Origin of the sequence: Methylococcus sp. ANG, from assembly GCF_040730495.1 — a bacterium.
Lineage (GTDB): Bacteria > Pseudomonadota > Gammaproteobacteria > Methylococcales > Methylococcaceae > Methylococcus.
The window spans coordinates 2,820,476-2,845,630 of record NZ_CP160399.1 but is presented as its reverse complement, the minus strand read 5'-3'; the positions used below and the strand labels follow the sequence as shown (position 1 = coordinate 2,845,630).

Here is a 25,155-nt window from a genome sequence, read left to right as displayed (position 1 = left end):
GAGGGGGCCTCGCCCGGTCTGTTCCCGAGGGGACTTGGAGTCCCCTCGGGTTTCGCAATACGCTGGTGCTCTTGGAAAAACGCTAAGCGCCGAACAGGACGATGCGGGCCATCGCGTAATACCCTTTGAGCCTGGCGAACACGCCGGGCACCGGATGCAAGGGATGAACGCCGGGCATCGCCTGGCCTTTCGCCAGCCTGGCGATCTTGCGCCTCACCGGCGCGTCGAGCTGGCCGTTGGCCGCCAGTTCCATGAACAACGCCTTGACGTTGCCCAGGTCGAAGAAATCGCGCTGCCAGCTCCATTGGTAGTCGCCGCCGTAGCGGAACCACGAGCCGCCGAGCCCGGCGACCTCGTAATGGCTGCCGTCCGGCCGCCGGGCCGGGGACACCTGGCGCCAGAAGCCGATGACCTCGCCCTGTGCCTCGTCGATCAGTACGTGGTCGTACGGGTAGCGCCATTGCTCGAAACCCTCCATGTGGAAGCCGAGCGCCCAGTCCATGATCTGCTGCCGTCCGCGGGCCAGGAACTCCTGGTCCGGCCCCATGTTCCAGCCGTATTCGGCGTCCTCGGTGTACATCGCGCCGAGCGATCGGATCCAGTCGCCGGCCCGCTCCGCGTCACGATTGGCGGCCAGCCAACGCGAAACCATTTCTTCCAGCTCGGCTCGGGGGTAGGCGGGCATGCAAAGTCCTCTTCTGTCGTCGTGGTTTGTCGAAGAGACCCGCCTAGGGCGGGCCCGGTCGCGTGGAGCGAATAGTTTACGCAGTTCAGGGCGCGTCAGCTTCGGGCGTTCGCGGCCTGCTGGTCGGCATGGTAAGACGACCGCACCAGGGGGGCGCTGGCGACGCTGGCGAAACCGAGCTCCCGCGCATAAGCAGCGAGTTCGTCGAATTCGGACGGGGGAACGTAGCGCAGTACGGGCAGGTGATCCCGGCTGGGCTGGAGATACTGTCCCAGGGTCAGCATTTCGCAGCCGTGGCTGCGGAGATCGCGCAGCACCTCGCGAACCTCGTCCAGGGTCTCGCCCAGGCCGAGCATCAGCCCCGACTTGGTCGGCACACCCGGCACCCGCTCGCGGAACCGGGCCAGGAGCGCCAGCGACTGGATGTAATCGGCGCCGGGCCGCGCCTGGCGGTACAGGCGGGGGACGGTTTCGATGTTGTGGTTGAACACGTCGGGCGGGTCGGCGGCGAGCAGGTCGAGGGCAACCTCCATCCGTCCGCGGAAATCCGGGGTCAGAATCTCGATGGCAAGCGCGGGACAGCCCGAGCGCAAGGCCCGGATGCAGGCGGCGAAATGCCCCGCGCCGCCGTCGCGCAGATCGTCCCGGTCGACCGAGGTGATCACGACGTAGCGCAGCCCCAGCAGGGCGATGGTTTCCGCGAGATGTTCGGGCTCGGCCGGGTCGGGCGGCGCCGGGCGGCCGTGGGCGACGTCGCAGAACGGGCAGCGGCGGGTGCAGATGTCGCCGAGGATCATGAAGGTGGCGGTGCCGTGGCCGAAACATTCCGCCAGATTGGGGCAGGCCGCTTCTTCGCAGACGCTGTGCAGACCGCGCTCGCGCAACAACCGCTTCACGCGCTGGACGTCCTCGCCCGCTCCCGCCCGGATCCGGATCCAGCCGGGCTTGCGCAAAGGCGCCGCCGAAGGCTCGACCTTGATGGGGATGCGCGAGAGCTTTTCCGCCCCCCGCTGATGGGAAGCCGGCGTCTGGCGCGAAGGCGCCTGATTGTCGTCGAAGGTTTTCACGCCGTCCCTTCGGCTCCGCTCAGGGCAAGGATTTCCTCGTCGCCGAGCTCGACCATCAATTCGCGCACCAGCGCCGCCGCCGGCTCGAACACCTGCGCATCGACCCCGAGATCGGCCAGCCGTGTGACCGCCAAGCCGGCATGGCCGCAGGGATTGATCCGGCCGAAGGCCTCCAGTTCGGGACGGACGTTCAGCGCGACCCCGTGATAACAGCAGCCGCGCCGGACCCGCAGGCCGAGCGAGGCGATCTTGGCTCCGTCCACATACACCCCCGGCGCATCGCTGCGCGCCTGGGCCTTGAGGCCATACTGGCGCAACAGGGCGATGACGGCTTGTTCCAGCGCGCCGACCATCCGCCGCACGCCGAGCTTGCGCCGTTGCAGGTCCACCAGCGTGTAAAGCACGAGCTGGCCGGGGCCGTGGTAGGTCACCTGGCCGCCGCGGTCGGTCCGGAGCACCGGCACGTCCCTCGCATCGAGGATGTGGGCGGGATCGCCGTTCATGCCGAGTGTGTAGACGGGCGGGTGCTCCACCAGCCACAGTTCGTCGCCGGTGTCATCGGCGCGCTGCCCGGTGAACGCCTGCATGGCACGCCAGACCGGTTCGTAATCGGCGCGCCCCAGCATGCGGATACGGAAGGCCATCCGGGTTCAATTCAGCAGAAACAGGGTGGCCAGCCCCAGGAAGATGAAGAAGCCCATGCCGTCGGTGATCGCCGTGAGCAGCACGCTGGTGCCGATGGCGGGGTCCAGATCCAGCCGGGCCCGGATCAGCGGGATGAACAGCCCCGTCACGGCGGCCACCAGCAAATTCAGCGTCATGGCCGCCGCCATCACGGAAGCCAGTTCCGGATCGCGGTACAGCGCGTAGGTCAGGACGCCGATGACGCCGCCCCAGACGATCCCGTTGATCAGACCGATGGCGATCTCCTTGAGCACCAGGCGCCGCACGTTGGACGAATCGACCAGCCCCAGCGCCAGCGAGCGGACGATGAGGGTGCTGGTCTGGGTGCCGGTATTGCCGCCGATGCCGGCGACGATGGGCATGAGCGAGGCCAGCGCGACCACCCGGCTGATGGTGTCGTCGAACAGGCCGATGACGCGGGTGCTGGCGAAGGCCGTCAGCAGGTTGATGCCCAGCCACACCCAGCGGTTCCTGACGCTCTTCCAAATGCCTGCGAACAGGTCTTCCTCCTGGAGCAGGCCGGCCTGCGCCAGCGCTTCCTCGTCGGACTCCTGGCGGATGTAGTCGACGATGGCGTCGATGCTGACGCGGCCCACAAGGCGCTGCTGGTCGTCCACCACGGGCACCGAAAGCAGGCCGTAGCGCTCGAAGGCACGGGCGGCGACGGAGGCGTCGTCATCCAGATGGAACATGACGACCTCCCTGGACATGACGTCCCCCACCCGCGCGTCCGGACTCCGCAGCAGGAGGCGCTTGAGCGAGAGCACGCCCCGCAGCACCCCTTGCTTGTCTACCACGAACAGCTTGTCGGTGTTCTCGGGCAGATCGCCGCGCTGGCGCAGGTAGCGCACTACGACCCCCAGCGTCGTGTCCTCCCGGATCGCCACCATGCCGAAATCCATGATCGCGGCGACGGTATCCTCCTCGTAGGACAAGACCGATTCGAGTTGGGCGCGGGTCTGGTCGTTGAGCGACTTCAGCAGCTCCTGCATGACCTCCTCGGGGAGGTCGGGCGCCAGGTCCGCGATCTCGTCGGTGTCGAGCTGCTCGGTGGCATGGAGCAGTTCGTCCCGGTCCATGTCGGAAATCAGCGATTCGCGCACCGCATCCGAGACATGCAGCAGGATTTCGCCGTCCATCTCGGGGTCCACCAGTGCCCAAATGGCCAGACGCTGCGCCTGCGGCAGCGACTCCAGCACGTAGGCGATGTCGGCGGCATGGAGCGAATCGAGCTTTTGCTTGAGCGCGACCTGATGCTGCTTGTGCATCAGGCTCTCGATCAGCTCGTGCCGGGACATCGGCTGATGCTGAAGTATCGTCTCCTCCAGTTTCTGTTTTCCCAGCAGCTCCAGCACTTCGCGCACGAGCCGGCGCAGTCTTTCGTCGCTGGTTTCGATGATGGAATCGGACATGGCTGGAAATGGACGTCGGTGATCACGGCGCCGACGGACCTGCCGGCGGGTGGGAAGAGCGTCCGGGCTTATAACATACCCGGACGGAACTATCGTTAAAGAACCATGAGCACGCCGGGCAGCGTGCCGATGCGCTGATAGATCGCTTCGATCTGGGCCTGGCTCGAGGCGACGATCGTCACCGTCACCGCCACGAACCGCCCGCCGCCGCTGGCCCGGACGCCTACGCTGAGTTCTTCCAGCTCCGGCGCGGCCAGACGCACCGCGGCTTCGACCAAAGCGGCGAAATCGCCTTCCGCCGAACCGAAAACCTTGATCGGAAACTCGCACGGGAACTCGAGCAGGGTGTCCAGACTCATGCCGTGACGCCGATCTTGAGCCCGCGCTTGAAATCCTGGTACAGCACGCTGACCCGCTCCCAGACGCGCCCAGGGGTTCCCCGGCCGACCGGCCGGCCGTCCAGCTCGATCACCGGCAGCACTTCCCGCGTCGAACTCGTGATCCAGATTTCGTCGGCCCCGCGGAACTCCTCCAGCCCGATCCGCCGTTCCCGCGCCCGCAGACCGTCGGCCTGAGCCAGTTCCAGCACCAGGTCGCGGGTGATGCCTGGAAGCAGCTCGGGCCCCTTGGGCGGGGTGACGATCACGCCGTCGATCACCGCGAACACGTTGCTGGCCGTTCCTTCCGTGACATGGCCGTCGCGGACCAGCACGGCCTCGGCGCAGCCCTTGTCGACCGCCTCCTGCCGCAGCAGCACGTTGGGCAACAGCGTGATGGCCTTGATGTTGCACCAGCGCCAGCGGATGTCGTCCAGCGTGATCGCGCGCGCGCCGGCCGCCGGGACCTGAGCGATCGGCGACGACATGGCGAAGACGGTCGGCCATACTCCAACCGGAATCGAATGGTCGCGCCCGGGACCCGCGCCGCGCGTCACCTGCAGATAAACCGACTGATCGTTCACCCCGTCGATCAGGCGGCCGACGATTTCCGCCCACTCGGCCCGGCTCAGGGGCGAAGTCATGCGGATGCCCCGCAGGCTGTCATCCAGCCGCCGGAGATGCTCTCCCAGCCGCAGCGGCCGCCCGCCGTAGACCGGGATGACCTCGTAGACCCCGTCGCCGAACAGGAATCCCCGGTCCAGGACGGACACGCGGGCCTGATCCAGCGGCAGAAACTCGCCGTTGAGATAAACCAAAGGACCGTTCATGCGGGAAGCTGCGGATCTAACCCTGCCGCTTCAGCCAGAGCAGGACATGGTCCAGCGCCCGGCGGAAGATGCCGCCTTCCGGCACCTCCTGCAAAGCCACCAGATCCCGCTGGACGACCGTCTCGTTGTTGAAGGTGACCTGGATGCTGCCCAGCTTGCCGCCTTTCCTGACCGGCGCCATGGCATTGGCATCCACTTCCATCGCCGTCTTCAGATTCTGGAACTGTCCGCGCGGAAAGGTCGCATACAGATCCTCGTCGAGGCCGACCGGTACTTCGGTCTGCTCGCCTTTCCAGATGCGGGCCTTGGCAAGCTCTTCGCCGCCCTTGTGAACCGGTTTGGTTTCAAAGAAACGGAAACCGTAGTTGAGCAGAGCCTGATTGGCGTTGGCGCGATCGGTATCGCTCTTGGCGGCCAGGACCACCGAAATCAGCCGGTCGCCGTCGCGCTGGGCGGAAGTGATCAGGCAATAGCCGGCCCCTTGGGTGTGGCCGGTCTTGACGCCGTCCACCGTGGGATCGCGCCACAGCAGCCGGTTGCGGTTCACCTGCTTGATGTCGTTGAAGACGAATTCCTTGATGGCGTGCCACGGGTAGTACTGCGGAAACTCCTTGATCATCGCCCGGGTCAGCGTCGCGAGGTCGCGCGCGGTGGTGTAATGGTCCGGGTCGGGCAGTCCCATGCTGTTCTTGTAATGGGTGTTGGTCATCCCCAGGCGTTCCGCATTCTGGTTCATCATCTGGGCGAACACGGCCTCGTCGCCGGCGACATGCTCGGCCAGGGCGACGCTGGCGTCGTTGCCGGACTGGACGATCATGCCCTTGAGCAGGTTTTCCACCGAGATCTGGGCACCGACCTGGGCGAACATCCGGGACCCTTCCGTCCGCCAGGCCTTTTCGCTGACGGTCACCATGTCCTCCAGCTTGACGTGCCCATTGACAAGCTCACGGAACAGGATGTAGGCCGTCATGACCTTGGTCAGGCTGGCGGGCTCCAGGCGCTCGTCGGCGTTGCGCTCGGCCAGCACCCGGCCACTGTAGAAATCCTGCAGCAGATAGGCCTTGGCGGGCAGATCGGGCGGCGCGGGAATCAGCGGCGGCTCCGCCCGGAGCGGAAGGCACCATCCGGCCAGGAGGACAAGGAAAAGGAAAACATGCCATCGGGCGTGAATCAGGAGGGCTTTCACGTTCATCCGCCGTAGGGTTGGGTTGATTGCAGTTCCGCTAGTTTAACACGCCCCCCGCCGCGGGCTACCCGCGATCAGCCGCCCTTCCGGGTGGCGATGGCGCGGCCCAACTGGTAGACCGCCATCGAGTAGAGCGCACTGTGGTTGTAGCGGGAAATGACGAAGAAGTTTTCCAGGCCCAGCCAGTATTCGGGGCCGGCCTCGAGCTCGAACCGCAACAGCTTGACGGGGGAGGCGTCCGGCAGGGGAAGCTCGGGCTCGATACCGAGGCGGCGCAATTCCGCCAGGGTGCTGGCGGGCTTGAGATCCTTGCCGAGATAGGGGGCGTAGTCGCCCTCGCGTGCCGTGGCCCGGACCGCGACTTCCTCCCCGGTGCGCCAGCCGAAACGGGCGAAATAATTGCCGATGCTGCCGATGGCGTCGGCCGGATTCGACCAGATGTCGCGCCGGCCGTCGCCGTCGAGGTCGGTGGCGTAGTTGCGGAAACTGCTGGGCATGAACTGTGGCCAGCCCATCGCGCCGGCATACGAACCCTTGAGCGCGGCGGCATCCAAGCCTTCCTCGCGGCACAGGAGCAGAAACTGTTCGAGCTCGGAGCGGAAAAAGTCGGCCCGCCGCGGATAGGCGAAGGCCAGGGTGGCCAGCGCATCGATCACCCGGAAGCCGCCGGTGTTACGCCCGTAGAGGGTTTCGACCCCGACTATCGCCACGATCGTCTCGGCGGGCACGCCGTAGCGCCGCTGCACCTGGCTCAGGGTCTCGGCGTGCTGGCGCCAGAACTCCACTCCGCCCAGGATCCGGGCCTCGGTGACGAAAAGCTTGCGGTACTGGTACCAGGGCTTGGCCTCGGCGGGACGGGCCATCGCCGCCAGAATGCCTTCCTGTATCTCGACGCCGGCGAACAGCCGCTCCAGCATGGCGGGATCGAACCGGTGGCGCACCTTCATGTCATGGATGAAAGCGACGACCTCGGGCCGCTGGGCGATACCTTCCGCCCCGGCCCCGCCGGCCAGCATGGAGGAAAGGAACAGGGCGTACCGAAGTCTCATGGGCTCAGAGGTTGTGACAAAACCGTCACGAGCGGCCCGAGTGCAAGGCGCCCGGAGCGCAGGAACCGGAGTGTACACGGAGTACATGAGGATTCCGAGCACCGCGCAACGCCGCAATCGGGACGCGCAGTAGGTTTTTTCACAACCTCTCAGCCCGGCAGCAGCTTACGGTGAGTCTGGATGGACATCAGGATACCGAAGCCGGCGAGGAGGGTCACCATGGACGTCCCTCCGTAGCTCACCAGCGGCAGCGGCACGCCGACCACCGGGAGGATGCCGACGACCATGCCGGTGTTGACGAAAACATACACGAAAAACGTCAGGGTCAGGGCGCCGCTCAGCAACCGGGTGTAGGCGTCCTGCGCCTGGATCGAAATGTGGAGGCAGCGCCCGATGATGAACAGGTAAATCGCCAGCAGCCCCAGGCAGCCGATGAGACCGAACTCTTCCGCCACCACGGCGAAGATGAAATCGGTCGACTTCTCCGGCAGAAACTCCAGCTGCGCCTGGGAGCCCTGCAGCCAGCCCTTGCCGTAGAACCCGCCGGAGCCGATGGCGATCTTGGATTGGATGATGTGATAGCCGCGGCCGAGGGCATCCGCCTCGGGATTCAGGAACATCAACACCCGGTCCCGCTGATAATCGTGCAGGAAATGCCAGACCACCGGCAGCAGCCCCGCCCCGGCGCCGCCGAGCACCAGCAGGTAGAGCCAGCGGATTCCGGCGAGGAATACCACGACCGCTCCGGCCGTGCCGACCAGTATCGCGGTCCCCAGATCGGGCTGTTTGGCGATCAGCCCCACGGGTATCCCGATGAACACGCCGGCCACGGCGATATGCCGGAATGCAGGAGGAACCGGGCATTCGGACAAATACCAGGCAACCGTCATCGGCACCGCCAGCTTGAGGATTTCGGACGGCTGGAACCTGACCACGCCGAGGTCGAGCCAGCGCTGGGCGCCCTTGCCGATTTCCCCCATGACCAGCACCGCGGCGAGCAGCAGCACGCCCACCCCGTACAGCATCGGGCTGTAGAAACGGAAATGGCGCGGATGGATCTGGGCGATCGCGAGCATGACCGACATGGCCAGCAGCAGGCGGATTCCCTGCCGCAACAGCACGTCGAAGCTCTGGGCCGAAGCGGAGTACAGAATCACGAGGGCCACGCCGGACAGGGTGATCAGGCCGGCGAACAGGGGGATGTCGACGTGGATCCGCTTCATGATGCGTTCGAAGCGGGTCTCTCCGCCATTGAAACCGGGCAAGCCGGAATCGTATCTCATGGCGCACTCCCGTTCAGATAGCGTTCCATCACCGCCCTGGCGACCGGCGCGGCGACGGAGCCGCCGTGCCCGCCGTGCTCGGCGATCACGGCCACGGCGATGCGGGGCCGCTCGGCCGGCGCGAAGGCGATGAACAAGGCATGGTCTCGCATCTCCTTCTTGACCTCCGATTCCCGGTATTTCTGCCCCTGGCCGACGGAAAACACCTGCGCCGTCCCGGTCTTGCCGGCGACATGGTAGGAAAGGCCGCCGGCGATGCTCTTCGCGGTACCGCGGGCGCTATGCACGACATCGATCATCGCCTGGATCACGGTGTCCCAGTGCTCCGGCGCGATGGCCAGATGTTCCCTACCGGCCTCGGGCAGCGCAGCGCCATCCCCTCCCTGGACCGCATCCAGGAGCCGCGGAACCACCACGCGGCCCCGGTTGGCCAGGACGGCGGTGGCCCGCGCCAATTGCACCGGCGTCACCCCCACGTAGCCCTGGCCGATGCCGGTGATGACCGTCTCTCCCGGAAACCAGGGGTATTTGCTGCGCTTCTTCTTCCACTCCTTGGAGGGATAGATCCCCGGCAGCTCGCCCGGAATGTCGATCCCGGTGCGCTTGCCGAAGCCGAACCGCCCCATGAACTCGCTCAGCTTGTCTATCCCCAGGCTCAGCGCCAGCTTGTAGAAGTACACGTCGCAGGACTGGGTGATCGCCGATTTCAAATCGACCGCGCCGTGGCCGCCCTTGCGCCAGTCACGGTACTGATGGGACGAGTTGGGCAACTGGAAATAGCCGGGGCAGGACACCCTGCGGTCGGCGGGGATGTCCCCGACTTCGAGCCCCGCCAGCCCTTCGAACGGCTTCACCGTCGACCCCGGCGGATAGACCCCACGCAGGGCCCGATTGTACAGAGGACGGTCCGGCGAGGCTTGCAGCCGGTCGTAGTCCGCTTTCGGAATGCCGTAGACGAAGGGGTTGGGATCGAAGCTCGGCTTGCTGACGAAGGCCAGCACCCGGCCGGTCGCGGGCTCGATGGCCACCACTGCGCCGTTGTATCCGCCCAGGGCGTCGATCGCCGCGCGCTGCAGGGTGATGTCCAGCGAAAGGCGCAGATCGGCCCCCGGCACGGGCGGCACCGTGTTGAGAACGCCGATCGAGCGCCCCTGCACGTTGGTTTCCAATTCCTGGTGGCCGGTCCTGCCGTGGAGCAGCGTCTCATAGGCCTTTTCGATCCCGCTCTTGCCGATGTGGTAGGTGCCGCTGTAGAGCGAAGGATCGAGCGTCTTCAGGTCGGCCTCGCTGATGCGGCTGACATAGCCCACGGCGTGGGCGGTGAGTTCGCCGTAAGGGTAGGTGCGGATCATGCGCACGGCGATCTGGACACCGGGGAAAAACGGCTGCTTGACCGCGAAGCGCGCGATCTGCTCTTCGTCCAGCCGCATCTTGAGCGGGATGCTCTCGAAGCTCTTGTGCTGGCCCTTGAGCTTGCGGAAACGGCGGACGTCCTCGTCGCTCAGCCCGAGCAGGGTCTGGAGTTCCGCAAGGGTGGCATCCAGGTCGTCGATGCGCTCCGGGACCAGTTCCAGACTGTACGAAGGCACGTTGTCGGCCAGCACCTCGCCGTTGCGGTCGTAGACGATGCCCCGCGTGGGCGGCAGCGGCGCGATCTTGACGCGGTTGTCCTGCGACAGGGTCGCATAATGCTCATGGCCGACGACCTGCAAATAAACCAGACGCGCCACCAGCGCCGCCACCGCCAGCAGGAGCAGGACCACGCTGAAGGCGATGCGGGCCTGGAACACCCGGACGTCGTTCTGGAGTCTTCGGGCTGCACGGATGTTCATGGCTTCGGGCTCGCCGGCGGAAGCATCGAGCTAGGCCGCGCCGGAACGGCGCCGCAGCGCGTCGAGCACGGCACAGACGAAGGGCCAGACCAGGCCGCCGGAAAGCGCCGCGAACCAGTAGCCTTCCGGCGTGCTGGCCGAGCCCCGGATATGTCGGGTCCACAGGATGAGCAGGAGCCCCAGCCCGAGCAGCAGCACGACGGCCAAAACCTGCTGCACCATCGAATAGAGCTGAAAACGCCGGTGAAATCGCACGCCGACATAGATGACCAGACTGTACGCCAGCGCCTGCTGGCCCAGCAGCCGGCCCGTCAGCGCATCCGCCAGGAGGCCGGTCAGCCAGGCCGTTCCGACGCCGACGCGGTCGGGAGCCGCCACGGCCCAGTAGACCAGCAGCAGCAGAATCCAGTCCGGATTCCACGGCGCCCACTCCTGGGGCAAGGGGATGATCCGCATCGCCATCGCGGCAGCCAGGCTCGCGAAAATCAGGACGCGGGGGGAAGTCCGCCTAGCGGGCCGCATGCTGAGCCGCCACGCCGGCCGCCGCGGGGGATGGACCCTCCCTCGCCTTGTCCTGACTCTGGACGTCGCTGCGGGTCCAGACCAGCAAAACCTCGCGGATGCGGTCCAGCGGGGCTACCGGCTCCGCGGAGACCTTGGCCAGCGAGCTGCCGGTGCTGGAAATGTCCACCACCGTCGCCACCGGATAGCCGGCCGGAAACACGCCGCCCATGCCGGACGTCACCAGCCGGTCGCCCTCCCGGATGTCGGCGCTGCCGCTCAGGTAGGGCAGGATCAGCCGGTCGATCCGGCCGGTACCGACCGCGATCGTCCGTAGCCCGTTGCGCTCGACCTGGACGGGGATGGCGTGATTCGGATCGGTGATCAGCATCACTTCGGCGCTGACGGGCGAGACGCGCAGCACCTGCCCCACCACGCCGCGGGAATCGAACACCGGCTGGCCGACATGGACGCCGATGTTCGACCCCTTGTTGGCCAGCACCAGGTGCTCGTAGGGCACCAGGTTCACGGACAGCAGCTCGGCGATCAGGAAATGCTCGCCGATCTTGATCGACGCCCCCAGCAGCGCCCGCAGGCGGATGTTTTCCTGCTCCAGCGCGGAGAATTTCGCCAGCCTGGCTTCCAGGCGGATGCGTTCCTCCTTGAGCCTCTGGTTTTCTTCCAGAATTTCGGCGTAGCCGGACACGTTTTCCCGGACCCACCCGGCGAAGCGCACGGGCGCGCTGACGAACTGCTGCAAGGGATAGACCGCGGCGCCCAGCCCGCTGTGGAGTGCGCCGATCGCTCCGCGGCGGTCGGCCGCGAGCAGGACCAGGGAGGCAATGGCGAAAACCAGCAGCCGGAAGTTCTGGGCCGGCTTCTTGGTGAATGCGAGTTTGATGGCGCGCCCCTCTCGTCGCAACGCTGATGGGGAACGAAACTATTCGAGGAAGAAGGGGGTACCGCCTTTCTGGTCCAGCAGCTCCAGCACCTTGCCGCCGCCTCGCGCGACGCAGGTCAGCGGGTCCTCGGCCACCACCACCGGGAGCCCGGTCTCCTCGGCGATGAGCCGGTCGATGTCCTTCAACAAGGCGCCGCCCCCGGTCAGCACGATGCCCCGCTCCGCCACGTCGGCGCCCAGCTCCGGCGGGGTCTGCTCGAGCGCCTGCTTGACCGCCTCCACCACGCCCGCGAGCGGCTCCTGCAAGGCTTCGAGGATCTCGTTGCTGTTCAGCGTGAAGCTGCGCGGGATGCCTTCCGCCAGGTTCCGCCCCATCACCGCGATTTCCTTGACCTCGCTGCCGGGATACGCCGAACCGATCTCGTGCTTGATGCGCTCGGCGGTGGCCTCGCCGATCAGGGTCCCGAAGTTGCGCCGGACGTAGTTCATGATCGCCTCGTCCAGCCGGTCGCCGCCGATGCGGACCGAAGCCGCGTACACCACGCCGTTGAGCGAGATGATGGCGACTTCCGAGGTGCCGCCGCCGATGTCGATCACCATCGAGCCGCGGGCCTCGCTCACCGGCAGGCCCGCGCCGACCGCGGCGGCGATCGGCTCCTCGATCAGGTAGACCTCGCGCGCCCCGGCACCCTCGGCGGAATCCTTGATCGCCTTGCGCTCCACCTGAGTCGAGCCGCAGGGCACGCAGATCAAGACCCTGGGGCTCGGCCGCAGCAGGCGGTTCGGGTGAACCTTGTGGATGAAATACTGGAGCATCTTTTCCGTCAGGGTGAAGTCGGCGATGACGCCGTCCTTCATCGGACGGATGGCGGTGATGTTGCCCGGCGTGCGTCCGAGCATGGACTTGGCCGCGGATCCCACGGCGGCGATGGACTTGGCCCCCCGGTTCTTGTCCTCCCGGATGGCCACCACCGAGGGCTCGTTCAGGACGATGCCCTGGCCCCTGATGTAAATCAAGGTGTTGGCCGTGCCCAGATCAATCGAGAGATCGTTTGAGAAATAACCGCGCAGACGCTTAAACATCGGGAACCGGCCTGGCAAAAAAGCATACTCTAGCAACGGGCTGGGGGGGCCAGCAAGACATGCGGTATCATATGGCCGCACCGTCCATCAACAGGATACGTTCATGTCGCTCAGCGCCGCAGAAGTCAACAAAATCGCATGGCTGGCACGCCTCGCCATCGACGACGACAAGGTCGATGCCTATGCCCGCGACCTGTCGCAGATTCTCGGCTTCGTCGAACAGCTAGGCAGCGTCGACACCAGCCGGGTCGCGCCGATGGCGCACCCCTTGGACGAGGCCCAGCGCCTGCGCCCCGACACCGTCACCGAGGCCGACCAGCGCGCCTTGTTCCAGGCACACGCGCCCTTGGTCGAGGCCGGACTCTATCTGGTACCCAAGGTCATCGAATAAACCGGTTCCGCCGTCTCCCCTTTCAAAATTCGCACATTTCGGAGCCCCACCGCATGCATCGCAAGACCATCGCCGAACTGGCCGCCGGTCTCGAACGGAAAGAATTCAGCAGCGTCGAGCTGACGCAAGCCCACTTCGCACGCATCGAGCGGCTCGACCCCGCGCTCAACAGCTTCATCACGGCCACCCCGGAAATCGCCCTGGCCCAGGCCGGAGCCGCCGATGAACGCATCGCGAAAGGCGAGGCCGGCCCCCTGACGGGCATCCCCATCGCCCAAAAGGACATCTTCTGCACGAAAGGCGTGCGCACCAGCTGCGGCTCCCGGATGCTGGACAATTTCATCTCGCCCTACGACGCCTGCGTGGTCGAGCGCTTCAACGCCGCCGGCGCGGTCATGCTCGGCAAGCTGAACATGGACGAATTCGCCATGGGATCGTCCAACGAAACCAGCTACTACGGTCCGGTGAAGAATCCCTGGAACACCGGCACGGTGCCCGGCGGCTCCTCCGGCGGCTCGGCCGCGGCGGTCGCGGCACGGCTCACGCCCGGCGCGACCGGCACCGACACCGGCGGCTCGATCCGCCAGCCCGCGGCCTTCTGCGGCATCACCGGCATCAAGCCGACCTACGGCCGGATCTCCCGCTGGGGCATGATCGCCTTCGCGTCCAGCCTGGACCAGGCCGGCCCGATGGCCCGCACCGCCGAGGATTGCGCCATCATGCTCCAGGCCATGGCCGGTTTCGACGAGCGCGATTCGACCTGCGTCGACCGCCCGGTGCCGGACTACCGCGCCGCCTTGGGCAACGGCCTGGAAGGACTGCGCATCGGCTTGCCCAAGGAGTTTTTCGGCGAAGGCCTCGACCCCGCCATCGCCGGCCTGATCCAGGATGCCGTGGAGGAGTACAGAAAGCTGGGCGCCACCGTCAAGGAAGTGTCGCTGCCCAACATGCATCTGTCGGCCCCGGCCTACTACGTGGTCGCACCGGCCGAATGCTCGTCCAACCTGGCGCGTTTCGACGGCGTGCGCTTCGGCCACCGCTGCGAAAATCCCGCCGATCTGGCCGATCTGTACACCCGCTCGCGGGGCGAAGGCTTCGGCGCCGAGGTCAAGCGCCGCATCCTGATCGGCACCTACGCGCTATCGGCCGGCTACTACGACGCCTACTACCTCAAGGCCCAGAAGATCCGCCGCCTCATCAGCGAGGACTTCCGCCGCGCCTTCGAGGAGGTGGACGTCATCATGGGCCCGACCGCGCCCTCGGTCGCCTTCGAGTTCGGCGCCAAGAGCGCCGACCCGATCGCCATGTACCTGTCGGACATCTACACCATCGCGGTGAACCTGGCCGGTCTGCCCGGCATGTCGATCCCGGTGGGCTTCTCCAACGGCCTGCCCGTCGGCATGCAGATCATCGGCGGCTATTTCAGCGAAGACCGGCTGCTGAACGTCGCCCACCGCTACCAGCAGGCCACCGACTGGCACGCGCGCGCGCCGGCCGGCATCGCCGATTAACCCAAAAGCTCAGGTGTAACCGAACATGGAATGGGAAACCGTCATCGGGCTGGAGATTCACGCCCAGCTCGCCACCCGCTCGAAGATTTTCTCCGGCGCCCCCACCGCCTACGGCGCCGAACCCAACACCCAGGCCTGCGCCGTCGATCTCGGCCTGCCCGGCGTGCTGCCGGTGCTCAACCGCGAAGCGGTGCGCATGGCGGTCAAGTTCGGCCTGGCCATCAGCGCCGAGATCGCGCCGGTGTCGGTGTTCGCCCGCAAGAATTATTTCTATCCCGACCTGCCCAAGGGCTACCAGATCAGCCAGTACGACCTGCCCGTGGTCGCCCGCGGCCGCCTCGCCATCAACGTCGACGGCAAGAAACTCAGCATCGGCATCACCCGCGCCCACTTGGAGGAAGACGCCGGCAAATCGCTGCACGAGGATTTCCACGGCTACACCGGCATCGACCTGAACCGCGCCGGCACGCCTCTCTTGGAAATCGTGTCCGAACCGGACCTGCGCTCGGCCAAGGAAGCCGTGGCCTACATGAAGAAGCTGCACGCCCTCGTGCGCTATCTGGAAATCTGCGACGGCAACATGCAGGAAGGTTCGTTCCGCTGCGACGCCAACGTGTCGATCCGCCCCAAGGGCCAGGAAAAGTTCGGCACCCGCGCGGAAATCAAGAACCTCAACTCGTTCCGCTTCGTGGAAAAGGCGATCAACTACGAGATCGAACGCCAGATCGAGATCCTGGAGTCGGGCGGCGAGGTGAGCCAGGAAACCCGGCTGTACGACTCGATCAAGGACGAGACCCGCTCCATGCGCAGCAAGGAGGAGGCCAACGACTACCGCTACTTCCCCGACCCGGACCTCTTGCCGCTGGAAATCGGCAGCGGCTTCATCGAGGAGGTCAAGGCCACGCTGCCGGAGCTGCCGGACGCCAAGCGCGACCGATTCAAGGCGCAATACGGCCTGAGCGACTACGATGCCGAGGTGCTGACCGCCAGCCGGGAAATGGCCGATTTCTACGAAACCGTGGTCCGCGAAGCCGCGTCCGATCCCAAGCTGTGCGCCAACTGGGTGATGGTGGAACTGTCCAGCCTGATCAACAAGGACGGCCTGGAGATCACCGAATCGAAGATCGACGCGACCGGGCTGGCCGGCCTGATCCGCCGCATCGCCGACGATACGATTTCCGGCAAGATCGCCAAGCAGGTGCTGGAAGCGATGTGGCACGAAGGCGGCAGCGCCGACGACATCATCGAGAAACAGGGCCTCGAGCAGATCACCGACACCGGCGCGATCGAGGCGATCATCGACCAGATCATCGCCGCCAACCCCGAGCAGTTGGCCCAATACCGTGCCGGCAAGGACAAGCTGTTCGGCTTCTTCGTCGGCCAGGCCATGAAGGCCACCCAGGGCAAGGCCAACCCGGCCCAGCTCAACGAGCTGCTCAAAAAGAAACTGCAGTAAGCCGAAATTTCCGTGGGGGAGCATCGAGCCTCCCCACAGGCCCGCGCCAGACCTTCCGCCGGAGCAGCGGGCGGGCTACCCTAGGTGAACCATCCACTCCCTGCCACAGCGGATGAGACGCCGAGGACCCTCACCATGAAACGCAAGCCCCCCGTGACGCGGAAAACCCACCCGCCGGCGCACTGGCATCTGCTGGAGCCGTGGCAGACCACCGCCTGGCTCAGGGTCGATCCGCAGACGGGGTTGTCGCAACGGGAAGCCGAGCAGCGACTCGCCGAGCTGGGTCCGAACCTCATCGCCGAACAGCGGCTGCGCAGCCCGCTGGCCATGCTGCTGAGCCAGTTCGCCGATTTCATGATCGTGGTCCTGATCCTGGCCGGCGTCGTCTCCGGCCTGGTCGGCGAGATCGCCGACACCGTGACCATCATGGTGATCGTCGTCCTCAATGCGGCCATCGGCTTCGTCCAGGAATACCGGGCCGAGCGCGCCATCGCGGCATTGAAGAGCATCGCGGCGCCCACCGCGCGGGTCGTGCGGGACGGGCAGCATCACGAACTGCCGGCCCACGAGCTGGTTCCCGGCGACCTGGTGCTGCTGGAAGCCGGCAACATCGTACCCGCCGACATCCGCCTGCTGGACACCGCGCAATTCCGGGTGGAAGAGGCCGCCCTCACCGGCGAGTCGCAGCCGGTCGGCAAGTCCACCGAAGCGATACGGAATCCGGACGCCGCGCTCGGCGACCGCCGCAACATGGCCTACAAGGGCACGATCGTCACCTATGGCCGGGGCCTGGGCAGCGTGATCGCCACCGGCATGGAAACGGAACTCGGCAAGATCGCCCAGCTCCTGCGCGAGGAGAAGGAAAGCCGCACGCCGTTGCAGAACCGTCTGGCCCAGCTCGGCAAGCGGCTGGCGCTGCTGGTGCTGGCGATCTGCGCCATCATCTTCGTGGTCGGCCTGCTGCGCGGCGAACAGCCGATACTGATGTTCCTCACCGCCGTCAGCCTCGCGGTCGCCGCCATTCCGGAAGCCCTGCCGGCCGTCGCTACCGTCTCCCTCGCTTTGGGCGCGCGCAAGATGATCCGGCAGCACGTGCTGATCCGCCGGCTCCCGGCGGTCGAGACCCTGGGTTCGGTCACCTATATCTGCTCGGACAAGACCGGCACACTCACGCAGAACCGCATGCAGGCAGAAGCGTTCTATGCCGACGGCCGCACGGGCCCCGAACTGCCGGAGACAATGCTGCGGGCCATGGCGCTGAACAACGACGTCCGGCTCGACAAGGAGGGGCGCCTCATGGGCGATCCCACCGAGACCGCGCTGTACGAAGCCGCCTCCGCCGCCGGCTATCCTGGCGAACAGATTGCCGCCTCGTGTCCGCGCACCGCGGAAATTCCTTTCGATTCCGAGCGCAAGCTGATGACGACGGTCCATCGCGAAGGGGAGGGGCTGGTCTCCTATACCAAGGGCGCGCCGGAAATGCTGTTGCCGCGATGCCTGACGGCATGGAGCGGCGAAGGTCCCCGCCCCATCGAGATCGAAGATTTGCACGAGATCGCCGAACGCATGGCCGCGGACGGGCTGCGGGTCCTGGCCCTGGCTTTCCGGGAGTGGCCGGAACCGCCGGCGGATCTGCACCCCGAAACCGTCGAAACCGGGCTGTGCTTCCTCGGTTTCGTCGGGCTCATGGACCCGCCGCGGCCCGAAGCCGCGGAAGCGGTGGCCCTGTGCAAGACGGCGGGGATCAAGCCGGTCATGATCACCGGCGACCATCCGGCGACCGCACGCACCATCGCCCGCCGGCTGGGCATCGCCGACGAGGACGACTCGGTCCTGACCGGCGAGGAACTGGCCCGCCTGAGCCTGGCGGAATTCGAGAAGCAGGTGGAGGAAATCCGGGTCTACGCCCGTGTCGCCCCGGAACAGAAGATCAAGATCGTCCGCGCCCTGCAGGACAAGGGCGAGTTCGTGGCGATGACCGGGGACGGCGTGAACGACGCGCCCGCCCTCAAATGCGCCAACATCGGGGTCGCCATGGGCAAGATCGGCACCGACGTGGCCCGGGAAGCCTCGCACATGATCCTCCTGGACGACAACTTCGCCTCCATCGTCGCCGCCGTCCGGGAGGGGCGCCGCATCTTCGACAACATCCGCAAGTTCATCAAATACACGATGACGAGCAATTCGGCGGAGATATGGACGCTGTTCCTCGCGCCGTTCCTCATGCTCCCCATTCCCCTGCTCCCCATCCACATCCTGTGGATCAATCTGGTCACCGACGGCCTGCCGGGCCTGGCCCTCGCGGCCGAGCCCCAGGAACGCGGCATCATGCAGCGCCCCCCGCGTCCGCCGCAGGAAAGCATCTTCGCGCATGGCATGTGGCAGCACATTCTCTGGATCGGGCTGCTGATGGGGGGCGTCTCCCTGCTGTCCCAGGCCTGGGCCTACCATACCGGTTCGGCTCGCTGGCAAAGCATGGTGTTCACCGTGCTGACCCTGTCGCAGATGGGGCATGTCCTTGCCATCCGGTCGGAGGGGGAGTCGTTCTTCGCACAGGCTTTCTTCTCGAACAAGCCCTTGCTCGGCGCCGTGCTGCTCACGTTCCTGCTGCAGATGGCGGTGCTCTACATCCCGCCGCTGCAGCCCATCTTCAGGACGGAGGCGCTGGAACCGCACGAACTGGCGGTCTGTCTCGTCCTGTCCACCGTGGTGTTCTGGGCGGTTGAACTGGAGAAATGGATGCGTCGGCGAGGCTGGATCTACCGGGAAGACCGCCAAACCGCCGGCTGACCGCTCATTCGGACGCCAGCAGGAGCTCGACTTCGCTCAACGCCGACGCCGGTCCGATCCGGAAGCCCCGCATTTCCAGCACCCCCTTGGTATTCAAGGAGACGATGAGATGCAGCGCTTCCGGGTAGGCGGCGAATTCCAGGTCGACCGACGAGGGGACGGCCGCGGCCGTGGGATGCGAATGGAAAATCGCGAACAGCTCCTCCCCCCGCTCCCGCATCGCGCGCATGGCGTCGATCTGCCCCTTCGGATCGAGCAGGAAGCGGCATTCGGGGCGGTCGGCGACGTTGGGCACCGGATAACAGCGCATCCCCCCCCCCTCGGCGGCGCCGATGAGGCCGCAGACCTCGAGCCCCGGCGAAACCTGGGCCAAATGAAGGATCTGGTTGACCAGATGCCTGGGGATCGCGCATTGCTGCTTGGTCATTCGATGATGTCTCCTGGGGAAGGGGTTCAGGACGGTTTGCCCGGCGGAACCGTCCGGATATGCGCTTCGATGATACCGAAGCCGTCGGGGCGGTCGCAGGCCGCCTGTGTCACACGTACCCGCCGGGCCTCACCTTTGTAAGCCAGGCTGCATCCGCCCGACGTCGCCGACACGGCCACGTCGTAAATTCCGGCCCCCAGCCCGAGGAACGGCAGTTCCACCAGAACGCGCCCTCGTCCTTCGGCCAGGCATAGCCGGCGCTCCCCCGGCGCCAGGGTGGCGGCCGCGAGCAGGCCCGCCGTGTTCCAGAACTCGAGCCGCAGCTCGACGGCCTCGAAATTCCGCTCGGCCCGGTATTCCAGCTCGAATACGAGCGGCTGGCCGGGGACGGCATGCAGCGGCTCGGCCGCCGGGCCGGGGAAATCCAGCCCGGCCGAGGAATCCGGAGGCTTGGCCGGCAGGGCGCCGAGCGACCTCAGATCGCGATTGAAGTAGCCCACGGCCTCGTAATATTTCCCGAACACCGCTTCCGGCCGGCCCTCGGCCACGGTCTGGCCGTCGAACAGCAGCAGGCAGCGGTCGGCCACCTGGAGCACGTTCATCTCGGAATGGGAAACGAACACCAGTGCGCTGCCCTCGCGCTTCAGGGCATTGAGCCGCTCCAGGCAGCGCAGTTGGAATGCGACGTCGCCGACCGCCAGCACTTCGTCGATGAGCAGGACGTCGATCGGCATGCAGGTGGCGATGGCGAACTCCAGCCGGGCGTACATGCCATCGGAGTAATGCTTGACCGGCCGCTCCAGCGCCGCCTCCAGTTCCGCGAAGGCGACGATTTCGTCCAGCCTGGCGTCGGTGTCGCGCTTGGACATCCCCAGCTCCGCGCACTTGAGGTAGACGTTTTCGCGCCCGGTGTACATCGGCTGGAGCCCGCTGCCCAGGCGGATCAGCGACTTCACCGCCCCGTGCAGCTCGACCCGCCCGGCGTCCGGACGATATTCGCGGCCAAGCATCCGCAGCAGCGTGCTTTTGCCGGCACCGTTCGGGCCGATCAGAGCCAGGCATTCGCCCGCCCCAACAAAGAGGGACACGTCCCGCACCGCCCAGAATTCACCCGCGCGCAAGGCCGCCGCCGGCCGGCGTCCGATCAGACGCCGCCCCAGATCCTGTGCGGAATGCCGCAACGAATCTCCCAGGGATCGGGAAAACTTCTTGCTGACCCGGTCGGCCAGGATGCGGGGGAAACTCACGGTCGGAACGGAGGATGTCGGTTAGAATGCGCGGCTGCGCCGCTTTTCAACTTAAACCAGCCCCGGCCCCAGGTAAAGCCTTGACATCGCCATCCTCGATCCTGCTCTACTGCCGCCGCGGCTTCGAAAAGGAATGCGCGGCCGAAATCCAGGCCCAAACCCTGGCGGCGGGGATTTCCGGCTATGTCAGGGCGAAGGAGAACTCGGCCCACGCCGTCTTCGTGGCGCACGAACCGGACGTACTGGCGACGCGGGCCGCCAGCCTGTGCTTCGACGCGCTGGTCTTCGCCCGCCAGCGGATTTTCGCCATCGGCCCCTTGTCCGACCTCCCGGTCGACGACCGGATCACCCCGCTCGTCGAGGCGGCGACCGGCCTGCAGCGGCGCTATTCGACGCTCTGGCTGGAAACGGCGGACACCAACGAGGCCAAGGAACTGGCCGTTTTCACCCGCAAGTTCGAGCGTCCGTTCGCAGCGGCCGCGGCCGGCCTGCTGGGCGGCGGGCCGCAGGCCCCGCGCCTGCACGTATTCTTTCTGACTTCGACCGCCGCCTACGTCGGCTACACCCTGCCGGGCGATTCGGCCCCGTGGCCCTGCGGCATTCCCCGCCTCAAGTTCCCCCGTTCCGCCCCCAGTCGCTCCACCCTCAAGCTCGAAGAAGCCTTCCTGGTGTTCGTCGACCGTCCCGAAACCATGCTCAGGCCGGGCATGAGCGCCGTCGACCTGGGCGCCGCGCCCGGCGGCTGGACCTGGCAACTGGTGCGGCGCCACATCCGCACCACCGCCGTCGACAACGGCAACCTGGATCCAGCGCTGCTGGACTCCGGCCTGGTGACCCATCTGCGGGCCGACGGCTTCCGTTACCGCCCTTCCAAGCCGGTCGACTGGCTGGTCTGCGACATGGTGGAACAGCCCTCACGCATCGCCAGGCTAGTGGCCGACTGGGCGGCCGACGGCGGCTTCCGCTATGCCGTATTCAATCTAAAATTGCCGATGAACAAGCGCTACGAAGAAGTCAGGCGCTGCCGCGAGCTGATCGAGGAACGGCTGGCCGGGAAAGGGGTGGCCCATCGCCTGAGATTCCGCCAGCTCTACCACGACCGGGAAGAAGTCACCGGATTTCTCGATCTGGTGTCATAGCTTTGCCCCCTCTCCCAGAGAGCAACGCTGTTGAGTCGAGAAGAACTCGTCGTTCCGGCATGGGTTGCCGGAACCCGGAAGCCAAGGAAGGCGACAGCCGCACACGTCCATGTGACCTGGATGCCGGCACGAAATCCGCCGGGAGCGGATTTGAACATGCGGAGCCTGGCCTGGAGGGCAGGCCCCAAGGACGGGACCTGTAAATCGGCTTTCCCGCCGATTTGTGCATTCACCCGACGGGTGCCGGGCAGTCGCGTAGGGCGGAACCGTCTCTTCGGGTTCCGCCAAACGGGGTCTCCTGGCGTCGGAACCCGATGAAGCCGGTTCCGACCTACCTGACGGCTGAACATTCTTGCTAATCGGGTTATCTGACAAGAATTCAAACTTTTCGCACAGCCACAGAGAACCGCCGATGCGTTGCACCGCTGCCTTTACGTTGATCGAACTCATGGTCGGAATCGCGGTGGCGGCCATACTCATCACCGTGGGCATTCCCGGCTTCCGCGACCTGATCCTGGACAACCGCATGGCGGCCCAGATCAATTCGCTGGTGGCCGACTTGAGTTACGCCCGCAGCGAGGCCGTGAAGCGCAATACCTCCGTCACCGTATGCAAGCGGAACGCCGGCGGTACTGCCTGCGACGATTCGAGAAGCTGGACGGACGGATGGATCGTGTGGGCCGAGTCGACCAATACCGTCTTGCGCATCCGCGAAGCGCTGCCCGCTGGAACATCGATCCCTTTTCCCCAAAACAGGAATCGGATCGTATTCAACGGGCACGGTTTCAGCCCGGGATCGACGGCGACTTTCGTATTCTGCGACAGCAGGGGATACATGAAAGCACGCGGCTTGGTCCTGTCCAATGTCGGACGGGTTCGAACGGCGCGCGACGACGATGGCGACGGCATTTACGAATTCTCCCCTGGCAATGAGTTCGACGAGCAGACTTGTCCCTGACACCAGGCAACGACAGCGGCCCGCCGCGATGCGCCATTCGTAAGGATGAGACATGACACTACGAAATGCCCGTAAGGGAGGGATTCTGGGTGCCGCCCCCCTGTCGCCCGCATTCACCCTCATCGAAGTGCTCATCAGCGTGTTCGTCTTCGCGGTGGCGCTGCTGGGGCTCGCCGCCTTGCAGATCACCGCCCGCAAGACCGCGTTCGAATCCGCCCAGCGCAGCCTGGCCGCGGCCGTCGCCCAGGACGTGCTGGAGCGGATGCGGCTGAATACCGAAGCCCTGACCAGCTACACCGCGACCATCGACGCGAACACCACGTTCAGCGACTCGCTCGACTGCACGGGGCCGGCCAACCTCGCGGCCTGCGACCGCCGGGACGCCTGGCTCAGCCTGTTCGGCAAGACCGAAACTACGTCAGGGGACAGCGAGACTCCGGTGGGCGGGCTGGCCAACCCCACGCTGTGCGTCACCAGCAGCAACGCCGGCGGCTCCGGCCGGTACACCGTCACCATCGTCTGGCGCGGCCGCGACTCATCCTTGCCCGAAGCCGGTTCGGAAAACGCATCCGACACCTGCGGCAACGGCCAATACGGGACCCACAACGAATACCGCCGGATTTTCCGGCTCAGCACCTATATCTGCCGGGAAGGCATCAGCGGAGGATGCGTCTGAAATGAAGATTCCGACACAGGGCGGCCAGCCGGGATTTTCCACGGTGGAACTGCTGATATCGATGGTGCTGGGCCTTTTGGTGGTCGGCGCCATCGGTGGGCTGTTCGTGCAGCACAAGACGAACTATCGGCAAAACGAACAATTCGCGCTGATGCAGGAAAACGGGCGCTTCGCCCTCAATCTGCTGGCCAGCGACCTGGCGCTGGCGGGCTTCTGGGGAGGCGCCGATTGCAGCGACATGACCAACTGCCCTCCCACTATCGGCGTCCAGAACGACTGCGGAACCAACTGGACGACCACGACGACACCCTCGGCTCCGGCTATGCAATACCTCATGGCCTCGTCAGCGGACTCGGCTCCGGCCGATTGGCCCTGCTTCAACTCCACCGACTACCTCAAGCCTGGAACGAATCTGCTTGCCATCAAGCATGCAGCAGGCAAGCCGCTCTATTGCCGAACCGGATCGGAGGACTTCACCGGCCTGATCTATCTGCAAACCAGCGGCTCCACCGGCAGCCTCATCCCCGGGTCCGAGTTGCCCGCCTGTCCGGTCGCTTCCAACGCTACGGCCTTCTGGCGGTACATTGTCCATGTCTATTACATCAGCCGAGGCTACACGGCGACGCAATGCGCCAACAAACCCGCCGATCCGCGTTGCGTTCCGCGACTGGTACGGAAGACCTTGGGGCGGCGAAACGGAAACCCCATCATTTTCGAGCTGGACGACGGCGGGGAACTCGCCGAAGGCATCGAATACTTCCACATCGAATTCGGGATCGACGACGGCGACGGCAGCATGACAAACGATTCCTGCGACATGGACGGCATCCCCGACAGGTACCTCTCTTTCAAGGAGGATTTCGACGCCATCACGCCCGACGAACTCGACTGCGCCATCAGCGCCAGAATCCACGTCCTGGTCCGTAGCGCGGAATCCGATCCAAGCTACACTGATAACAAGACTTATACATTCGGCACCGGCGACGGCGCCGTGACCCGCACCTTCAACGACCACTTCCGGCGCAAAGTGTTCACGACCACGGTGCAGTTGCGCAACCAGCAAGATCGCTGAGCCTTTCGTCTCAAGGGAGAGACTCCGATGGCCCGGAAAAGAAGCACACAGCACGGCGCCGCCCTGGTCGTCGGCATGCTGTTCACCGTCGTGCTGACGGTGCTGGGCATCGCGGCCATCCACTCCAGCGGCACCAGCGTCCGCATGGCGCGCAACGCCGAGGCCCGCATCAACGGCCTGCAGCAGGCTCAGGCGGCGTCCGACTACGTCGCGGCGGAGGCGCTCGATCTCAACCTGGACCGGATGGGGAGCAAGGTGCGCTGCACCGCGAACTACCCCTACGGCGGCTGCAACGGCCTGTCGCTGCCCGCCCTTCCCTCGCCGCTGCTGACACCGCCGGTTCACGTCGGGGTCCGCGGCAGCGTCGCGTTCGGCTCGTCCAAGCGCGAGGAGAGCAACAAGGTCTTCGAACGCATCATCGACAGCGACTACGACGGCAAGACCGCCGAATCCTCCTCCGACGCCACCCGCGTCGGCGTCGTGTCCGCCGTCCGCGGCACCATCGTCTCCAGCGGCTCGGTGCGTTACGACAGCGAAACTCCCGACCCGACGCCGACACCCTCCGCAACGCCCGCGCCCACCCCATAGCACCGCCTGT

Annotated in this window: 24 protein-coding genes; 9 read left to right on the top strand and 15 right to left on the bottom strand. The window is 65.9% G+C overall.

What is annotated here, in order from left to right; all coding sequences use genetic code 11:
• Positions 1-82: 82 nt before the first annotated feature.
• The 13 genes from ABZN20_RS13725 to ABZN20_RS13665 all read right to left on the bottom strand — a co-directional run bounded on the left by ABZN20_RS13725 (position 83) and on the right by ABZN20_RS13665 (position 12,890).
• On the bottom strand, positions 83-685 hold the full coding sequence (locus ABZN20_RS13725; protein WP_218808215.1) for a nuclear transport factor 2 family protein: 603 nt from the start codon (positions 683-685) through the stop codon (positions 83-85).
• Between the two features lie 95 nt (positions 686-780).
• A complete protein-coding gene (gene lipA / locus ABZN20_RS13720; protein ID WP_367025597.1) occupies positions 781-1,752 on the bottom strand; it encodes a lipoyl synthase in 972 nt (323 codons plus the stop codon).
• Complete coding sequence (gene lipB / locus ABZN20_RS13715; protein WP_218808217.1) at positions 1,749-2,396, bottom strand: lipoyl(octanoyl) transferase LipB; 648 nt, start codon at positions 2,394-2,396, stop codon at positions 1,749-1,751. Before lipB ends, lipA begins: the two co-directional genes overlap by 4 nt.
• Before the next feature lie 6 nt (positions 2,397-2,402).
• Positions 2,403-3,848 (bottom strand): magnesium transporter, encoded by a 1,446-nt coding sequence (mgtE, locus tag ABZN20_RS13710; RefSeq protein ID WP_367025596.1) that lies wholly within the window; start codon positions 3,846-3,848, stop codon positions 2,403-2,405.
• Positions 3,849-3,943: 95 nt separating this feature from the next.
• Positions 3,944-4,207 carry a YbeD family protein gene (locus ABZN20_RS13705; RefSeq protein WP_218808219.1) on the bottom strand — a complete coding sequence of 88 codons (264 nt, stop codon included), beginning with the start codon at positions 4,205-4,207 and terminating at the stop codon, positions 3,944-3,946.
• Positions 4,204-5,055: a D-amino acid aminotransferase gene (locus ABZN20_RS13700; RefSeq protein WP_218808220.1), complete on the bottom strand. Its 852-nt coding sequence runs from the start codon at positions 5,053-5,055 to the stop codon at positions 4,204-4,206. Before ABZN20_RS13700 ends, ABZN20_RS13705 begins: the two co-directional genes overlap by 4 nt.
• A 16-nt stretch (positions 5,056-5,071) precedes the next feature.
• Entirely contained in the window at positions 5,072-6,247 is a 1,176-nt protein-coding gene (locus ABZN20_RS13695) for a D-alanyl-D-alanine carboxypeptidase family protein (protein ID WP_218808221.1), read from the bottom strand.
• Positions 6,248-6,315: 68 nt separating this feature from the next.
• Positions 6,316-7,290: a lytic murein transglycosylase B gene (gene mltB, locus ABZN20_RS13690; RefSeq protein WP_367025595.1), complete on the bottom strand. Its 975-nt coding sequence runs from the start codon at positions 7,288-7,290 to the stop codon at positions 6,316-6,318.
• Between the two features lie 149 nt (positions 7,291-7,439).
• The gene (gene rodA / locus ABZN20_RS13685) at positions 7,440-8,573 is read right to left on the bottom strand and encodes a rod shape-determining protein RodA (protein ID WP_218808223.1); all 1,134 of its coding nucleotides are present in this window, start codon (positions 8,571-8,573) and stop codon (positions 7,440-7,442) included.
• Entirely contained in the window at positions 8,570-10,405 is a 1,836-nt protein-coding gene (gene mrdA / locus ABZN20_RS13680) for a penicillin-binding protein 2 (RefSeq protein ID WP_218808224.1), read from the bottom strand. The genes rodA and mrdA overlap by 4 nt, the downstream gene beginning before the upstream one ends.
• Before the next feature lie 30 nt (positions 10,406-10,435).
• A complete protein-coding gene (gene mreD / locus ABZN20_RS13675) occupies positions 10,436-10,927 on the bottom strand; it encodes a rod shape-determining protein MreD (RefSeq protein WP_218808225.1) in 492 nt (163 codons plus the stop codon).
• The gene (mreC, locus tag ABZN20_RS13670; RefSeq protein WP_367025594.1) at positions 10,914-11,828 is read right to left on the bottom strand and encodes a rod shape-determining protein MreC; all 915 of its coding nucleotides are present in this window, start codon (positions 11,826-11,828) and stop codon (positions 10,914-10,916) included. The genes mreD and mreC overlap by 14 nt, the downstream gene beginning before the upstream one ends.
• Positions 11,829-11,846: 18 nt before the next feature.
• Positions 11,847-12,890: a rod shape-determining protein gene (locus ABZN20_RS13665; protein ID WP_218808227.1), complete on the bottom strand. Its 1,044-nt coding sequence runs from the start codon at positions 12,888-12,890 to the stop codon at positions 11,847-11,849.
• Positions 12,891-12,993: 103 nt separating this feature from the next.
• Here ABZN20_RS13665 and gatC point away from each other — a divergent pair, with 103 nt between their 5' ends.
• The 4 genes from gatC to ABZN20_RS13645 all read left to right on the top strand — a co-directional run bounded on the left by gatC (position 12,994) and on the right by ABZN20_RS13645 (position 19,038).
• A complete protein-coding gene (gatC, locus tag ABZN20_RS13660) occupies positions 12,994-13,281 on the top strand; it encodes an Asp-tRNA(Asn)/Glu-tRNA(Gln) amidotransferase subunit GatC (protein WP_218808228.1) in 288 nt (95 codons plus the stop codon).
• 53 nt (positions 13,282-13,334) lie between these two features.
• Positions 13,335-14,792 (top strand): Asp-tRNA(Asn)/Glu-tRNA(Gln) amidotransferase subunit GatA, encoded by a 1,458-nt coding sequence (gene gatA, locus ABZN20_RS13655; RefSeq protein ID WP_367025593.1) that lies wholly within the window; start codon positions 13,335-13,337, stop codon positions 14,790-14,792.
• Positions 14,793-14,817: 25 nt separating this feature from the next.
• Positions 14,818-16,248: an Asp-tRNA(Asn)/Glu-tRNA(Gln) amidotransferase subunit GatB gene (gene gatB, locus ABZN20_RS13650; protein WP_367025592.1), complete on the top strand. Its 1,431-nt coding sequence runs from the start codon at positions 14,818-14,820 to the stop codon at positions 16,246-16,248.
• 135 nt (positions 16,249-16,383) lie between these two features.
• Positions 16,384-19,038, top strand: coding sequence for a cation-translocating P-type ATPase (locus ABZN20_RS13645; protein ID WP_367025591.1), 2,655 nt, complete (start codon positions 16,384-16,386; stop codon positions 19,036-19,038).
• 4 nt (positions 19,039-19,042) lie between these two features.
• On the opposite strand, the gene ABZN20_RS13640 is transcribed toward ABZN20_RS13645, so the two are convergent.
• Both ABZN20_RS13640 and ABZN20_RS13635 read right to left on the bottom strand, forming a co-directional pair.
• Positions 19,043-19,465, bottom strand: coding sequence for a M67 family metallopeptidase (locus ABZN20_RS13640; protein ID WP_367025590.1), 423 nt, complete (start codon positions 19,463-19,465; stop codon positions 19,043-19,045).
• Between the two features lie 26 nt (positions 19,466-19,491).
• Positions 19,492-20,712: an ABC transporter ATP-binding protein gene (locus ABZN20_RS13635; RefSeq protein WP_367025589.1), complete on the bottom strand. Its 1,221-nt coding sequence runs from the start codon at positions 20,710-20,712 to the stop codon at positions 19,492-19,494.
• Positions 20,713-20,792: 80 nt separating this feature from the next.
• Between ABZN20_RS13635 and rlmM the strand changes: the two genes are divergently transcribed.
• The 5 genes from rlmM to ABZN20_RS13610 all read left to right on the top strand — a co-directional run bounded on the left by rlmM (position 20,793) and on the right by ABZN20_RS13610 (position 25,145).
• Positions 20,793-21,851, top strand: a complete 1,059-nt coding sequence (gene rlmM, locus ABZN20_RS13630; RefSeq protein ID WP_218808234.1) for a 23S rRNA (cytidine(2498)-2'-O)-methyltransferase RlmM — start codon at positions 20,793-20,795, stop codon at positions 21,849-21,851.
• Positions 21,852-22,263: 412 nt separating this feature from the next.
• On the top strand, positions 22,264-22,809 hold the full coding sequence (locus ABZN20_RS13625) for a GspH/FimT family pseudopilin (protein ID WP_367025588.1): 546 nt from the start codon (positions 22,264-22,266) through the stop codon (positions 22,807-22,809).
• Between the two features lie 52 nt (positions 22,810-22,861).
• Positions 22,862-23,485 (top strand): type IV pilus modification protein PilV, encoded by a 624-nt coding sequence (gene pilV, locus ABZN20_RS13620; protein ID WP_367025587.1) that lies wholly within the window; start codon positions 22,862-22,864, stop codon positions 23,483-23,485.
• Between the two features lies 1 nt (position 23,486).
• Entirely contained in the window at positions 23,487-24,557 is a 1,071-nt protein-coding gene (locus ABZN20_RS13615; RefSeq protein WP_218808237.1) for a PilW family protein, read from the top strand.
• A gap of 27 nt (positions 24,558-24,584) precedes the next feature.
• A complete protein-coding gene (locus tag ABZN20_RS13610) occupies positions 24,585-25,145 on the top strand; it encodes a pilus assembly PilX family protein (RefSeq protein ID WP_367025586.1) in 561 nt (186 codons plus the stop codon).
• Positions 25,146-25,155: the final 10 nt, after the last annotated feature.